14 protein-coding genes are annotated in these 13,919 nt (G+C 58.9%); 8 read left to right on the top strand and 6 right to left on the bottom strand.

Annotation, left to right across the window (positions count from 1 at the left end):
- Window positions 1-158 precede the first annotated feature (158 nt).
- Both AC6RA8_RS07370 and AC6RA8_RS07365 read left to right on the top strand, forming a co-directional pair.
- The gene (locus tag AC6RA8_RS07370) at window positions 159-1,631 is read left to right on the top strand and encodes a leucyl aminopeptidase (RefSeq protein WP_500351641.1); all 1,473 of its coding nucleotides are present in this window, start codon (window positions 159-161) and stop codon (window positions 1,629-1,631) included.
- A 1-nt stretch (window position 1,632) separates the two neighbouring features.
- Window positions 1,633-2,088, top strand: a complete 456-nt coding sequence (locus AC6RA8_RS07365; protein ID WP_500351640.1) for a DNA polymerase III subunit chi — start codon at window positions 1,633-1,635, stop codon at window positions 2,086-2,088.
- 30 nt (window positions 2,089-2,118) lie between these two features.
- Here the strand turns inward: AC6RA8_RS07365 and AC6RA8_RS07360 are convergent, their stop codons facing one another.
- From AC6RA8_RS07360 to AC6RA8_RS07350, 3 genes are all read right to left on the bottom strand, one after another.
- Window positions 2,119-2,700 carry a retropepsin-like aspartic protease family protein gene (locus AC6RA8_RS07360; RefSeq protein WP_500351639.1) on the bottom strand — a complete coding sequence of 194 codons (582 nt, stop codon included), beginning with the start codon at window positions 2,698-2,700 and terminating at the stop codon, window positions 2,119-2,121.
- Window positions 2,701-2,731: 31 nt separating this feature from the next.
- A complete protein-coding gene (locus AC6RA8_RS07355; RefSeq protein WP_500351637.1) occupies window positions 2,732-3,355 on the bottom strand; it encodes a MarC family protein in 624 nt (207 codons plus the stop codon).
- Between the two features lie 98 nt (window positions 3,356-3,453).
- The gene (locus tag AC6RA8_RS07350) at window positions 3,454-5,301 is read right to left on the bottom strand and encodes an ABC-F family ATP-binding cassette domain-containing protein (RefSeq protein ID WP_500351636.1); all 1,848 of its coding nucleotides are present in this window, start codon (window positions 5,299-5,301) and stop codon (window positions 3,454-3,456) included.
- Between the two features lie 45 nt (window positions 5,302-5,346).
- Here AC6RA8_RS07350 and AC6RA8_RS07345 point away from each other — a divergent pair, with 45 nt between their 5' ends.
- Both AC6RA8_RS07345 and ndk read left to right on the top strand, forming a co-directional pair.
- Window positions 5,347-6,540, top strand: a complete 1,194-nt coding sequence (locus AC6RA8_RS07345) for a multidrug effflux MFS transporter (RefSeq protein ID WP_500351634.1) — start codon at window positions 5,347-5,349, stop codon at window positions 6,538-6,540.
- Between the two features lie 59 nt (window positions 6,541-6,599).
- The gene (ndk, locus tag AC6RA8_RS07340; protein WP_189368420.1) at window positions 6,600-7,022 is read left to right on the top strand and encodes a nucleoside-diphosphate kinase; all 423 of its coding nucleotides are present in this window, start codon (window positions 6,600-6,602) and stop codon (window positions 7,020-7,022) included.
- Window positions 7,023-7,361: 339 nt separating this feature from the next.
- On the opposite strand, the gene AC6RA8_RS07335 is transcribed toward ndk, so the two are convergent.
- From AC6RA8_RS07335 to AC6RA8_RS07325, 3 genes are all read right to left on the bottom strand, one after another.
- Window positions 7,362-7,691, bottom strand: coding sequence for a TfoX/Sxy family protein (locus AC6RA8_RS07335; RefSeq protein WP_500351631.1), 330 nt, complete (start codon window positions 7,689-7,691; stop codon window positions 7,362-7,364).
- A gap of 230 nt (window positions 7,692-7,921) precedes the next feature.
- Window positions 7,922-8,839, bottom strand: a complete 918-nt coding sequence (locus AC6RA8_RS07330; RefSeq protein ID WP_500351629.1) for an aldose epimerase family protein — start codon at window positions 8,837-8,839, stop codon at window positions 7,922-7,924.
- A gap of 113 nt (window positions 8,840-8,952) precedes the next feature.
- Window positions 8,953-9,342 (bottom strand): VOC family protein, encoded by a 390-nt coding sequence (locus AC6RA8_RS07325; RefSeq protein ID WP_500351628.1) that lies wholly within the window; start codon window positions 9,340-9,342, stop codon window positions 8,953-8,955.
- 235 nt (window positions 9,343-9,577) lie between these two features.
- Between AC6RA8_RS07325 and AC6RA8_RS07320 the strand changes: the two genes are divergently transcribed.
- The 4 genes from AC6RA8_RS07320 to AC6RA8_RS07305 all read left to right on the top strand — a co-directional run bounded on the left by AC6RA8_RS07320 (window position 9,578) and on the right by AC6RA8_RS07305 (window position 13,220).
- A complete protein-coding gene (locus AC6RA8_RS07320) occupies window positions 9,578-9,937 on the top strand; it encodes a VOC family protein (protein ID WP_500351626.1) in 360 nt (119 codons plus the stop codon).
- Between the two features lie 95 nt (window positions 9,938-10,032).
- Window positions 10,033-10,950 carry an aminotransferase class IV gene (locus AC6RA8_RS07315; protein WP_500351625.1) on the top strand — a complete coding sequence of 306 codons (918 nt, stop codon included), beginning with the start codon at window positions 10,033-10,035 and terminating at the stop codon, window positions 10,948-10,950.
- A gap of 417 nt (window positions 10,951-11,367) precedes the next feature.
- Window positions 11,368-12,048: a DUF6778 family protein gene (locus AC6RA8_RS07310; protein WP_500351623.1), complete on the top strand. Its 681-nt coding sequence runs from the start codon at window positions 11,368-11,370 to the stop codon at window positions 12,046-12,048.
- A 29-nt stretch (window positions 12,049-12,077) separates the two neighbouring features.
- Complete coding sequence (locus tag AC6RA8_RS07305; protein WP_500351621.1) at window positions 12,078-13,220, top strand: polysaccharide biosynthesis/export family protein; 1,143 nt, start codon at window positions 12,078-12,080, stop codon at window positions 13,218-13,220.
- Window positions 13,221-13,919: the final 699 nt, after the last annotated feature.

Here is a 13,919-nt window from a genome sequence, read left to right as displayed (position 1 = left end):
TCCCCCGGTTGTGTCTTTTTGTTACAATGAGACGCGGCAGCGTGTGTCGCGAACCTATCTCAACGGATCGACGGGGAAAACTCCTAAACTGTCCATTCTACTGGTCAGTGCGGCAGCGCCGGGTTACGTCTGTCTGAAACAAACCACCGGAGCATATGATGACTGACCTGACCCCCGTCACCTTCACCGCCACAGATCTGGACGCCATCGCCGGGCACGAGGGGCGGGTGGCCGTGATTGTCACGCCCGAAGGCAAGTTGGAGCAAAGCGCGCGTCGCGTGAACCGCCTTACAAAGGGGGCAATTCAACGGTTTGTCGACAGTGAAGGGTTCGAGAAGGTCAAGGCGGGGCAGGTCACGACCTTTAATTGGCCTGTTGGCCTGGCCGCGGAAGCGCTCGATGTGATCTGCCTGGCGCGCAACCATTCTATCGAAGATGCACGCAAAGCCGGTTCGGCCCTCGGAAAACTGCGCGGCGGCAAGGCTGTGCTTCTTGCCGCCGACGGTGCGCGGCGCATCGCCGAGATCGTGTTCGGGTTGGTGATGCGTGATTATGATTTTTCGGCTCACAAGACAGATGCAGAAGCCAAGGATACGGGTGTGTCGGTCATGTGCTCAAAACCGGAAGAGGCCGAAGCAGCGGCCGCGCCGCTGATGGCCATTGCGGACGGCACGTTCATGACGCGCGATCTCGTCAATGAGCCAGCCAACGTGCTCACCACAACTGAATTCGCCAATCGTCTGGCTGATATGAAGGACCTCGGGCTCGAGGTTGAGGTTCTGGAAGAGGCCGATCTGGAGCGACTGGGTATGCGCACGCTTTTGTCCGTGGGGCAGGGGTCAGACAGCCCATCCAAAGTCGTGGTCATGCAATGGAAAGGCGGGGCCAAGGATGCCGCACCGTTGGCGCTGGTGGGCAAGGGTGTCGTGTTTGATACCGGCGGCATCAGCCTGAAACCTGCGGCGGGCATGGAAGACATGACCATGGATATGGGGGGTGCCGGTGTCGTCGCAGGTACGATGCGCGCCCTCGCCAAGCGCAAGGCCAAAGCAAACGTAGTCGGATTGGTCGGGTTGGTTGAAAACATGCCCTCCGGCAATGCGACCCGGCCCGGAGACGTCGTGACTTCGATGAAAGGGGACACGGTCGAGATCATCAATACCGATGCCGAGGGTCGCTTGGTCTTGTGCGATGTCATGTGGTACGCTCAAGAGCGCTTTGAACCGGCTGGCTTGATTGATCTGGCGACGCTGACTGGCGCAATCATCATCGGTTTGGGACACGAGAACGCAGGTGTGTTTTCCAACAATGATGACTTCTGCAATGCGTTCTTGAAAGCGGCGGACAAGGAGCATGAAGGGGCATGGCGCATGCCGTTGGGCAAAGCCTATGATGATCTTCTGAAGTCGCGGATTGCGGATATGAAAAACATCGGTGGTCGGCCAGCAGGCTCCGTCACTGCCGCGCAATTCCTGCAACGTTTTGTCAAATCTGAAACGCCCTGGATCCATCTGGACATTGCCGGTGTGGCATCGGTCAAGTCAGCGACCGCATTGGCACCCGCAGGTGCGACCGGCTGGGGTGTGATGGCATTGAGCCGCCTTGTGGCCGATGGATACGAGACGGAGTGACATGGGGGCTGCCTATTTCTATCACCTGACGCGGCGACCGCTTGAGGACACGCTGACCATGCTTTTGGGCAAGTCCCTGCAAGCGGGTTGGCGTGTGGCCGTCCGTGGGCCGGATATCGGTCGCTTGAGCTGGCTGGATGAAAAGCTGTGGCTGGGCGCCGACGAAGGCTTTCTGCCGCACGGAATGGCCGGTGGCCCGCATGATGCCGACCAGCCGATTTTGCTGACTACCGGGCCTGCTCCAAACGGGGCGACTTGTGTGATGAGCATAGACGGGGCTGAAATTACCACTGAAGAGGTGGCGCAGCTGGATCGGGTCTGCGTTCTGTTTGATGGGAATGATCCTGCTGCGCTGGATCTGGCCCGGGGGCAGTGGAAGGCATTAAAAGACGCCGGTGCCTCTGCTCAATACTGGTCCGAAGAAAGTGGCCGGTGGGAGAAGAAGGCCGAGACCTGAAAGTCCCTTTTGGGGAGTTTCCAGGTCAGCCTAGCGGCTGAGCGTCATTTCCCCACCTGCGATTTCAATCCGACCCCAGCGCTGCAAATACCCCATTCCGAGCAACGATTGATCAAGCGCACCGTCGTTGACGACGGCCGGTACGTTGGTGTCTTCGTGCGGGCCGATGGCGACTGTATCAAGGCGAACCGGTGCTGTGCGCACCTCACCATTGGCCGTGGCAGCGCGACCAAGGAAGTTCAGGTTTGCGGGGTCCAGCCCAGCGGCGGCCGCATCGGCACGGTTCAGCACGATATCCGTCGCGCCGGTGTCGATGATGAAGTCCGTGGACTGGCCGTTGATGTCGAGGGTCAGGTAGTAATGCCCGTCAAAGCTGCGCGGGATGGTGATGGTGCCGCTGTCATCAAAGCGGGTCTGATTGGCCAGCAGATCATCCTGAATATCACCCCACAGCCCCACAACCGCGACTGCTCCGATAAAGATCAGAGCCCAGATCGCCGCCATCTGCATTGTCTGGCCCAGCTTGAGTTTTGAGGTCAGAAGAAAACCGCCCCCCAACACCAGCGCGAAGGTTCCAAGGTAGATCAGTTGTGCAATACTATCGCCGCTCATAGGTCACATATATAGCAAGTGTCCGGGTTTGTTAGCCTGGCATCAGTCCGAAGTTGCTTAGACCATCCAACACAAACTGGACTGAAAGCGCGGCAAGCAACATGCCTAGCAGGCGCGTCACGACCGTGATCCCGGTTTTGCCTAATGCGCGTTCAAGCATGCTCGACGCGAGAAAAAGGACTAGGCAAACACCTAGCACCAAAGCGGTGATCGCCAGTACGAGCGCCAGTCCTTCAACTCCGGGCCTCTGGCCGGTCAGTAGAATGACAGACGCGATGGCGCCGGGACCGGCGATCAGCGGGATGGCGAGGGGGAAAACGGACGGGTCATTGTGATCGTCATCCTCGGCCTGGTCCTCGCGGCGCTTGGTGCGCCGTTCGAACAGCATATCAAGCGCGGTGAGAAAGAGCAGGACGCCACCCGCGACCCGGAAGGCTGGCATGGAGATGCCAACAAAGCCCAGCACCGCCTCGCCAAACAGGGCGAATACAATAAGGATGATCATGCCGATGGCGCAGGCCCGCAAAGCAATCGCCCTCCGCTGGCGTTCGGGTACTCCTTGGGTCAGGGCCACGAAAAGCGGGGCGAGGCCGATGGGATCGATGACCACGAACATGGTTACGAAGGCGGTGATGAGGAAAGCGGTATCGATCATGCTATTGCCAGAATGTGCGCCACTGGCGCGTTCCTTTTGTTTTGAATGAGGGGCGCTGCCCCTCACACTCCCCGAGGTATTTTGAGCCAGAAGAAGTATCAGGCCCGTTCGGCGGTTTCGAGTTTTTCCAGATCTTGCATCCAGATGCTTTCGGCACGGTCAAGCGCGTCCATCACTTCGGCGTACTTCTTTTGCCAGACTTCCATTTCTGAGATGTTTTCGTCTTCGTACAGGTCCGGGTCGGCTAGCTTGTCGGCAAGCTTGTCCCGCATCTGGTTCAGCTTTTCCACACGCGCCTCGGATTTGCGCACTTCCGAGCGCAGTGCCAGCAATGCGTCGCGGCTGGGCTTCTTGGCCTTGGGGGCTTCGGTCTTGGCCCTCTTTGCGGGTTTGCCGTCACTGAGCAGGAGCTTTCGGTAGGCTTCGAGGTCGTCCTCGAACGGTTTGACTGTACCGTTCGACACCAGCCACAGTCTGTCCGCCACGAGTTCGAGCAGGTGCATGTCATGGCTAACCAGGATCACCGCGCCCGTGTAGTTGGTGAGCGCTTCGACCAGTGCCTCGCGGCTTTCGATGTCGAGGTGGTTGGTGGGCTCGTCGAGGATCAGCATGTGCGGGGCGTCTAGCGTTGCCAGCAGGAGCGACAGCCGCGCCTTTTGGCCGCCTGAGAGTTGGCCGACCAGCATGTCCGCCTGTTCGGCCATCAGTCCGAATCCCGACAGCCGTGCGCGCCATTTGGCGGGTGTTTCAGCGGGGCGTTCGCGGCGTAGGTGGTCGAGCGGGGTTTCGTCCACATGCAGCTCATCCACTTGATGCTGCGCGAAGTAGCCGATCCGCAGTTTGGATGATTTGGTCATCTTGCCGGACATGGAAGGCAGGCGATCATTGAGCAGCTTGGACAAGGTGGATTTGCCCTGACCGTTCTTGCCCAGCAGCGCGATGCGGTCGTCCTGATCAATCCGCAGACTCAGTTTGGACAGAACGGTCGTGTCGCCATAGCCGGTGCTGGAGCCGTCGAGGTGAATGATGGGCGGTGACAATTCTTCGGGGTTAGGGAAGTCGAACCGTTTCAGACCCGCTTCTTGCGGAGTTGTGATGGGCTGCATCTTTGCCAACGCCTTGAGCCGGGATTGTGCCTGTCGCGCCTTGTCAGCCTTGTAGCGGAACCGGTCCACATAGGATTGCAGGTGGGCGCGGCGCGCTTCCTGTTTTTTGGCCTGAGCGGCTGCAAGTGTGAGCTTTTCGGCTCGTTGTCGGGCGAACTGATCATAAGGGCCCTGATAGTAGGTCAGCTTGCGGTCCTCGAGGTGCAGGATGCTGCCGACGGCCCGGTTCAGCAGGCCGCGGTCGTGGCTGATGATGACGACGGTGTGGGGGTACTTCGCCAGATAACTTTCCAGCCAAAGCGCCCCTTCGAGGTCGAGATAGTTGGTGGGTTCGTCAAGCAGCAGCAGGTCTGGCTGGGCAAAGAGCACAGCGGCGAGTGCGACACGCATACGCCATCCGCCAGAGAAGTCAGCGCAGGGCTTGAGTTGCTCATCGTCGTCAAAACCGAGGCCCTTGAGGATCGTAGCTGCCCGTGCCTCGGCCGACCAAGCGTCGATGTCGGCCAGACGTGTCTGGATTTCGGCGATGCGGCCGGCGTCATCAGTGTCCTCGGCGAGTAAGGCAGCGCGTTCTGTATCTGCCGCTAGAACAGTATCAATCAGGGATGTGTCGGAGGCTGGAACTTCTTGCGCTACGCCGCCGATGCGCGCACCGGACGGAAGCGCGATATCGCCAGACTCCAGCGCCAATTCCCCTCGGATCAGGCGAAAGAGCGTGGTCTTGCCCGTGCCGTTGCGGCCGACGAGGCCAACCTTGTGACCGTCGGGGATGACGGCGCTGGCCCCCTCGAAAAGGGGGCGGCCCGCAATGGCGTAGGTGATGTCAGATATCCGCAGCATGGCGGCGCTCTAGCAGAGGGGGCAGGGGCGTGCTAGCCCCTGCGGATGACCCGAACTCAACCGCACCTTGCAACCCTTGTTCTGCTGACAGCGCTGAGCGTGCTGACGTTGAACATGTTCTTGCCCGCCTTGCCGGCCATGCGCGAAGCGTTTGGCGTGTCCGAGGCGGTTATGGGGCGGTCGATCTCGCTCTACATGCTTGCGGCGGCGGTGCTGCAATTGTTGCTTGGGCCCCTGTCAGACAGGTTGGGGCGGCGGCCTGTCATCCTTGGACTTCTGGTACTTTATGCGGTGGCGTCGGTGCTATGCCTTATGGCTGAGAACATCACTCTTTTTCTGATTGCACGGACCGGTCAGGCCGTGGCGGTGGGCGGTGGCATTCTGGCATCTGCCGTGGTGCGGGACATGTACGATGGGCGGCGGGCGGCGGCGAAACTGTCACTGATTGCGTCGGCCATGGCCATTGCGCCGATGCTGGCGCCCATGCTGGGCGGGCTCTTGGAAACGGCATTTGGCTGGCGGTCCGTCTTTGTGACCTACGCCGTGCTTGGAGGTGGACTGCTGCTGTGGTGCCTACGGGATTTGGGAGAGACGCATACCCCCGGACCGGGTCGATCGATGCGCGTGGGCGCGCTGCTGCGGGAGCGGCTGTTTTGGGCCTATGTGGGGATTCAGGCACTGGGGGTCGGTGCGTTCTACATGTTTCTGACAGGGGCACCGTTTGTTGCGGCGGACGTGTTTGGTCTGGAGCCAGCGCAGATCGGGATCGCACTTGGATCAACAACAGCGGGGTTCATGCTGGGCGCTGGCCTGTCGGCAAGGCTGGTCGAAAGGATCGAGCCCATGCGTTTGATCCTGCTGGGGCGGATCTTGCCCATTTTCGCGGTTGGTGCGGCGATCATCTATTACATGAATGGCGGAGCATCCGTCGCGCCGTTGTTTCTGAGCACAGTTGTTGCCGGAATTGGCAACGGGCTGTCACTGGCCAATGCCAATGCGGGTGCCCTGTCTGTTCGGCCCGACCTTGCCGGCAGTGCGTCGGGTGTAAGCGGAGCGATTGCGCTTGGGCTGGGGGCGGCACTGAGTTGGGTGACCACTGCCGTACTGGGCGATGTGGCGACACCGCAGGGCTTGCTGTTGTTGATCCTTACAGCGTTGGGTTTGGCACTGGCAGCGGCGCTGGCCGCGGCCGCTTGGGAGCAGGGTGAGACAGGGGTTTCCAACCAGAAAACCCCATGATACGGGGGCGCAGATTTTCGCGCCGGGACGGTCCCGGCCGCGGCTGACAGGAGACACCCATGGCCCTCGAGCGCACCTTTTCCATCATCAAACCCGATGCAACCCGCCGCAACCTGACGGGCAAGATCAATGCCAAGTTCGAAGAGGCTGGCCTGCGCATCGTGGCGCAAAAACGCATCCACCTGACCAAGGCGCAGGCTGGCGAGTTCTACAAGGTGCACGCGGAGCGTCCGTTCTATGACGAACTGTGTGAGTTTATGGCCTCCGAGCCGATCGTGGCGCAGGTTCTGGAAGGCGAGGGCGCCATTGCTAAGAACCGCGAAGTAATGGGCGCGACCAACCCTGCCGACGCGGCCCCAGGCACCATCCGTGCCGAGTTTGCCGAGAGCGTTGGTGAGAACTCGGTCCACGGGTCGGACGCACCTGAGACAGCTGCGGTTGAGATCGCGTATTTCTTCTCGGGTCTGGAGCTGGTGGGCTAAGCCAACCGCGCATACCGTACAGAGACAGAACACCGGCGTGCCCCAAGGGTGCGCCGGTTTTCTTTTGTTGAGCAAGGGTTAGTGGGGCGTGCGGGCGACGCGTGTTTTTTTTCGCTTGTCTGCGAATGAAGTTCACGCTTCAACCATCTGTAACCGATAGCATTTATCTGGAAGTCTTTCCGGCATTCCATATGCACCTTGCGTGCATCCTCTGTGCACCCCCCGTACACCGGCTTTGGGCAATCAGAGGCTCTGACACAACATGTTGCGCGGCAAAGGCTGTTGGTGTTTCGGGTTAAGGTCGCGTCACTGCACCGTGCGTTGCACCAAATGTGCAGGTTAGGCTTTGGCGATGACGCCGATCTCGTTCAAGGTTCGTTCGAAATCGCTGAGCCCCTTGTCAAAGGCTTGGGCTTTGATCGCGTCAAAACGTTTGCGCAGCGCTTTCTTCTCTTCGCCCTTGCAATCGTTCCATGGGCGTCCCTGCAATCCCATGACCAGCACGTAGTAGCCGATGAAATGCGGGCGCATGCCAGACCGCAGCAGGCGGGCATAAGCATCGTCGGCACCAAGGGTGCGCAAGGTGTCTGCATCCGGTATGCCAGCCTTGGCACAGGCCGCGTCCATGGCCGGGCCAAGATTGCGGATCGAAGAAACGGGATCGCTCATGGCGCAAGATTAGCCGTAGCCCCGGGTGGTGTCACCTGCGATCAGATGCTGGCGTAGTCTGTGAAATAGGGCGCTGGTTTGCTGTCCTTCTTGGACCCCGGTTTGGGGGGTTTGGGACGTTCTTTGCTCGACATTTTGGCACCTCATACATTGAACACACCGCGTTCGTGTACGCGGTAGAACACAGCCCAGCACGGAATTGTGCCGCCGGGATGGTTCAAATGTGGCAATTATGTGGCGGGTTGCAGGGTGTACTGTGTGATTTGTGAATAGGGGTGATCGGGCGTGCAGATCACACTTGGGAAGTCGGTGTGGTTCACGGCATCCGGCCAGCCCTGAGGTTCAAGCGCAACACCCGTCAGCGGCGCAATGTCCGCTTCGGGGATCGTAGGAAGGAACGCACCGGAATAGACCTGCAGCCCCGGTTCGGTGCTGGCAATCTCAAGACTATGAGATGGCATTGTCAGTGTCGCCATGAGGGCTGGCTGAGCCATTGCCTGTTCGGCCACGCAGAAATTATGGTCTGTGCCTGGGTCGATGGGCCGCGCGGTCCGGTGATCAAACGGGGTATCCTCAACAGGCGCAATGACGCCTGTTGGCAGATTGGCATTATCCGTGGGGAGATAGTGCGTGGCGTGGATGAGAAGCGTGTGCTCGGGCGTGACCCGCCAGTAGGGGTGGTGCGCAATGGAGGCAGGTGTCGGGGCATCCGTTGTCATCGTGATGCGCACGGTCAGAGTGTTGTCGGCCACCTCGAACCACAGCTCGATGTCCCGATTTCCCGGCAAACCGCCATGGCCGTCTGACAAGTGATGGGTCAATTGCAGTGCGGTGCGATCCTGCGCGGCGACGGACCAGATCGCCCGGTCCAGCCCATCTGGCCCGCTGTGAAGCGCCGTGGACCCGTTTTCGTTCAACGGCATCTTATACACCGTTTCCCCGATAAATACTTGTCCCCCGCGAACACGGTTGGCAAGCGGTCCCACGATGGTGCCACCATAGGCATCACGCAGCTCTTGGGACGTTGTATCATTTACGTCCAGAACAAGGTTTGGCCCATTGTCCAAACACAGGCTGCGCATGCGCGCCCCGTCGGGATCGAAGGTGGCAATCAGACGGTTGGAACGGATGGAATATGTGGTGCTCATGGGCGCACAATGTCAAAGGCAACAGTCGGGTGCAAACACACAATACGGGCAGGGCAGCAATTGCAACGCGTTCGTTCTGCCGCGCAGCTGCCATGCGTGTATCCTGTTGAAATCTATGGGTTTGCCTTGCCATCATAACAGGCAAAGGCGAGCTTGTTTCCATCCAGATCGCGCACATAGGCCACATAGAACTTGTCCCCGTACATTTCGGGACGGAACCCGGGTTTTCCTTCATCCGTGCCACCGCCGCGCATGGCAGCCTCGTACAAAATGTCGACATCTGACGCGGTTTTTACCCGGAATGCTGTCATGGTCCCGTTGCCAGTAGAGGCGGGCCTGTCATCGAACGGATAGCACACGAAGAAGCGCGGCACGGTTTCATCGTCCTTGTCGCCCCAGGACACGACTTGCGCGTCTTCAAAGCAGACCGGGAGCTTCATGTGTTCAAAAAGCGGAGCATAGAATGCCTTGGCCTTGGCCAGATCGTCGGTTCCGAGTGTCACGTACCCGATCATAATGAGCTTCTCTGTTGTAGGCTGTCCGGCTCTGGGCGGTTGCACGCAGAATGGCAAGGTGTAGCAAGCGAAGCAAATGTGCTTTTACAGGTAAGCCGTTTCGCGATGCTCTGATCCGTGCATGGGCCATGTTTGGGCAAAGCTCCGCTTCTTTTCACCGCACTTGCTTTCGCTTTTTCGTGCGAAACGGCAGCTTGAGCTGCAACCACACCCGAGGAACTTCATGCTCAAGACCATTCATCATGTGCAACTTGCGATGCCGCAGGGCGAGGAGGAGGCCGCGAGACGCTTCTATGCGGGCGTTCTGGGCCTTTCCGAGGCTTCGAAGCCAGAGAACCTGGCAACGCGCGGTGGTTGCTGGTTTCAGCATGGTGATGTGAAGGTGCATCTAGGCGTGATGCAGGATTTCCGTCCGGCAACGAAGGCGCATCCCGCCTTTGTGGTTGATGATCTGCCCCAGTTGCGGGAGCGGTGCGACGCGGCAGGGTTTGCGTGCGTTGACGACCAGCCTTTGGATGGGTTTGCGCGCACCTATGTCTTTGATCCGTTTGGCAATCGGATTGAATTGATGGCGCACCTGTAGGCGCGCGAGTGTCCCAATCCGGCCAGTGCGATCCACTGCGCGCTCTTGCCCCCTATGGCACTCCGGTGGCATGAGGTTCTGCAAGGGGGCCATCCATGACAGACACACCTATCTCGACCCATGATGCGGCGGCAGATGATCGCAACGATCACATCCTGATCTACGTTGACGGGCGCATTGTTCCGCGGGCGGAGGCCGTTGTGTCGGTCTATGACAGTGGCTTCATGCTGGGCGATGGGATCTGGGAAGGGTTGCGCCTGTATGATGGGCATATCCCGTTCTTAGACGATCATCTGGATCGGTTGTTCGAGGCATCCGCCTATACCGAGATCGAGATTGGGCTGGACCGCGCGGCGTTGAAGCAGGCCGTTTGGGACACGCTAGCGGCCAATGAGATGGAGACGGATGTGCACATCCGCCTAATGGTGACGCGAGGTCGCAAGACCAAGCCGTTCCAGCACCCGCATCTGAGCCTGTGGGGGTCGACCATTGTCATCATCGCCGAGCATTCGAAACCTGATGAGAGCGTGGTCGAGCGTGGCATTCGCCTCCATACGGTGCCGCATCACCGGGGACTGCCACTGACACAGGATGCGAAACTGAATTCGCATTCCAAACTCAATTGCATCATTGCCCTGAACCATGCCGTGCGGGCAGGGGCAGACGAAGCGTTGATGCTGGACCCGTTTGGATTTGTGAACACCACCAATGCCTGCAACTTCTTTGTCGTGAAGAAGGGCGAGGTTTGGACGTCCACCGGGGACTACTGCATGAACGGCATCACCCGGCAGAAGGTCATCGATCTGTGCCAGGCCGAGAACATTCCGGTCTTTGAGCGCAACTATTCCCTTGTCGACACCTATGCGGCGGACGAGGCGTTCCTGACAGGCACTTTTGGCGCGCAAACGCCCGTGTTCGAAATTGACGGTCGTGTAATTGGCGGCGGCAAGGCCGGTCCGGTGTTCCTGCGGCTGCGCGCAGCTTACAAGCGGCTGATCATCGCTGGGAGCTGATCACCGTATTTGTGACGGGTCAGCAGCTAGAAAAGATCGGATTTAATCGGTGCATCCATCAAAATGACATCTGTTGGCGTGTTATGGGTGTGCGGAATGTTGCCGTGATTCAATAGGTTGGCGCACGGAGTAGCAAGTACTGATAGCCAGTTTGTGTTGATCGTTTTGATGACGGAGATGTCTAACCTCTTCGCGCGTCGGCGGAATTGTTCCGGTTGAAATTGACCATCTTGTTAAGTGGTGGCGCCACTCGCTACGGTAGAAAAGTGCTGCATGCCGGACAAGCTGCCAGGTGCCGCGCATTGGGGGACATGAGGCGTGTGGATCACGTGCTGCTGTGCGTGTGTCCTGTTTTCCCTTCTTGCGTTGAAGAAGCTGCATCATTGCCGACGTTCGGATGTTTTCGTGTGCGGAGTTATGTTTCTCAGAGCTGGGGGTTTCGAAGTGCATAGGGCTGTGTCTTTGGGTTTGACAGGTAGCGTTCGTGCCTTTTGGAAGGTCAGCTTAGGGTTTTTTGCGGCCTTTGCGCTTTCGGCTTGTACGCAGGTTTGGGAAACAAGTTACGATCAGAACCCCAGCGCAGAACAATCAAGTGGTTGGCGACTGAATTCTGTATCTGTGGACGTACCCAGGACGCTGACCGTCACCGAGGCCAATACGTTTTCGGCAGAAGCAGATATCGTGTGGCGCGGTGAGCTTCCCGGTGATCGCCATGCGCAGGTCGAACGCATTATGCGCGAGGCCGTCGAAAAGGGGGCAGCGGGGTTGCAGAACCGGGGGCGTCCTGTCGATCTGCGCATAACGGTGGACCGCTTTCACGCCGTGACAGATCGAACGCGGAGACAGCTTTCTGCTGCGGGTGTGCACAACATCAACTTTGCTATTCAGGTCGTCGATGCGCGCAGCGGTGTGGTTCTGGCGACGGAGCCGGACGTGTCGGCGGACCTTGTTGCGTTTAGTGGGCAGCAGGCTTTGGACGCGGAGGCAGCGGGACAAACCCAACGCGTTCGGATCGTGGACCATGTTGCAAATGTGATTGCCGGCTGGCTCGGGACAGGGCCGGATGTGCGGCAGACCTTTTCCCGCGTTGGTATTTGAGCGGCTCGTTTTTTCGGCAGCACCGAAAGGTGCGCAAGACTTGTTTCGGCGGTATCAAGATGGTGCGAAAAACACTCCAATTCGGGCTTCTGTGTTGTGTCCTTGTCGCGTGCGGTTTGCCACGTCCCGGACCGAATGCACGTGAAATACTTGCATCGGCAGAAGCGCTGAATGCCGAAGTGCTGGCTGTTCCGGTCGATGCGAATGTTGCACGCGTGGCGGGGCCAGAAGACTTCAGCGCCCGCAGTGGATTTCCAAACAGCTTTCTGGCGCGTGGCCGCATCGACGCGGAGTTGATCTCTTCCGGCGATCTGTTGAACGTGACGATCTGGGAAAACGTCGATGATGGGCTGTTTGAAACGGTTGGTGGATCTACCACGCTGACCGAGGTGCAGGTGGATGATCAGGGGGCCATATTTGTCCCTTATGCCGGGCGGGTTCAGGCGGCGGGCCTCACGACAGAACAACTGCGTCTAGATCTGTCAGAGGAGATGTCAGCCCAAACCCCGGACCCCCAGATCATGATCGCGCGCCTGCCAGGCAACGGCGCGACGGTCACGGTCTTGGGCAACATAGCGGCGCAGGGTGTTTATCCCATTGATCGGTCTGCCCGGACATTGCGGGCGATGCTGGCCAAGGCCGGTGGCCTTACGGTCGAATCCGAATTGACCGAGGTTCTGGTGCAGCGTGGCCAGACAACTGGTAGCATTTGGCTGGATGATCTTTTGGCAGAGCCGCGGTTTGACATTGCTCTGGTCCCCGGGGATCAGATCACGGTCCGGCAGGACCGCCGCGCCTTTACCGCGATCGGCGCGGTGACCGGTCAGGCCCTTGTCGAGTTTCCGAAACCAACGATCAACCTGATTGAGGCGCTTGGCCTCGTTGGCGGATTGGCCCCGCAATCGGGCTATCCCAACAGCGTATTTGTCCTGCGCGAAGAGCCGCCGGAGCGCTTACGACAATTGGCAGGCGCGGCTTTCAACGGCCAGCAGCAAGCTATTTATGCCTTTGATCTGACCCAACCATCTGGTCTGTTCTTTGGCGGACGGTTCAACATCAGAGACGGAGACATTCTGTATGCGGCCGAGGCCCCCTACACGCAATTCCAAAAAGCGCTGTCCGCCATCACCGGTGTTGCCACGCCGGTTACGGGCATCAGCAACGCGATCTGATCGATGACGAACCTGGCGTGGCTGTTCTGACTATGCATTTTTGGGGGCAGTCAGCGTCTCAGCGGAGCTGTGTTCGCCGTGGATTCCCAGTTTTGTACTTCATGTTCGATATGTTCCTTTGACAAGCTGCTCGCTTGATTGACTTGAGAAGCCGAAAAGAGGCTTTTGCCAAGGCCCTTCGCGCGCTGTCTGGTTTTCCTGTCTATGACGCGATCTACCACTCCTTTCGCTGTCTTCGGAGCGAATTGGACCTGACGCATCCGGAATGCTGGTTTCGAGCTGAAGCCAAGTTTGACGACGGACAGATCGAGGTGAGAAGACCAAAACGTAGATTTTGCGGCGTTTCGATGACCAACACTGCCTGCATCCCGCGCAGTCGAAGTGGTGCGCATACCAAACGAGCTCATTAAGCAGCGACGCGATGCAGATGATTTGCAAAACTGTCCTGAATTCATACGCAGGATTGTTGACTTGGCTCCCTTCAAGTGCGCTCACCTTGTCGCGCCGCCGATATTTCGAACCCATCACAGAATGGCTCAACTCCGACGGACAGACTTGCTGAGATTCGAATAATACATTTTCTTTTCAATGCCTTGGCAGGTCTACCATGCTTGGGGGCTCAGAACAGCGCGTCCACCTCTGATCGGTGCGGCATTGCGGGGGCTGTTCCCGCGCGCGTGACCGAGATGCCGGCCGTCG

The sequence above is a fragment of the Tateyamaria sp. genome, assembly GCF_059783535.1.
This window is presented reverse-complemented; position numbering and strand designations above follow the sequence as displayed.

Excerpts from the sequence above, each read along its gene's own strand:
- AC6RA8_RS07370 (WP_500351641.1), top strand. The coding sequence starts at position 159 with ATGACTGACCTGACCCCCGTCACCTTCACCGCCACAGATCTGGACGCC.
- AC6RA8_RS07365 (WP_500351640.1), top strand. The coding sequence starts at position 1,633 with ATGGGGGCTGCCTATTTCTATCACCTGACGCGGCGACCGCTTGAGGAC.
- AC6RA8_RS07360 (WP_500351639.1), bottom strand. The coding sequence starts at position 2,700 with ATGAGCGGCGATAGTATTGCACAACTGATCTACCTTGGAACCTTCGCG.
- AC6RA8_RS07355 (WP_500351637.1), bottom strand. The coding sequence starts at position 3,355 with ATGATCGATACCGCTTTCCTCATCACCGCCTTCGTAACCATGTTCGTG.
- AC6RA8_RS07350 (WP_500351636.1), bottom strand. The coding sequence starts at position 5,301 with ATGCTGCGGATATCTGACATCACCTACGCCATTGCGGGCCGCCCCCTT.
- AC6RA8_RS07345 (WP_500351634.1), top strand. The coding sequence starts at position 5,347 with ATGACCCGAACTCAACCGCACCTTGCAACCCTTGTTCTGCTGACAGCG.
- ndk (WP_189368420.1), top strand. The coding sequence starts at position 6,600 with ATGGCCCTCGAGCGCACCTTTTCCATCATCAAACCCGATGCAACCCGC.
- AC6RA8_RS07335 (WP_500351631.1), bottom strand. The coding sequence starts at position 7,691 with ATGAGCGATCCCGTTTCTTCGATCCGCAATCTTGGCCCGGCCATGGAC.
- AC6RA8_RS07330 (WP_500351629.1), bottom strand. The coding sequence starts at position 8,839 with ATGAGCACCACATATTCCATCCGTTCCAACCGTCTGATTGCCACCTTC.
- AC6RA8_RS07320 (WP_500351626.1), top strand. The coding sequence starts at position 9,578 with ATGCTCAAGACCATTCATCATGTGCAACTTGCGATGCCGCAGGGCGAG.
- AC6RA8_RS07315 (WP_500351625.1), top strand. The coding sequence starts at position 10,033 with ATGACAGACACACCTATCTCGACCCATGATGCGGCGGCAGATGATCGC.
- AC6RA8_RS07310 (WP_500351623.1), top strand. The coding sequence starts at position 11,368 with ATGTTTCTCAGAGCTGGGGGTTTCGAAGTGCATAGGGCTGTGTCTTTG.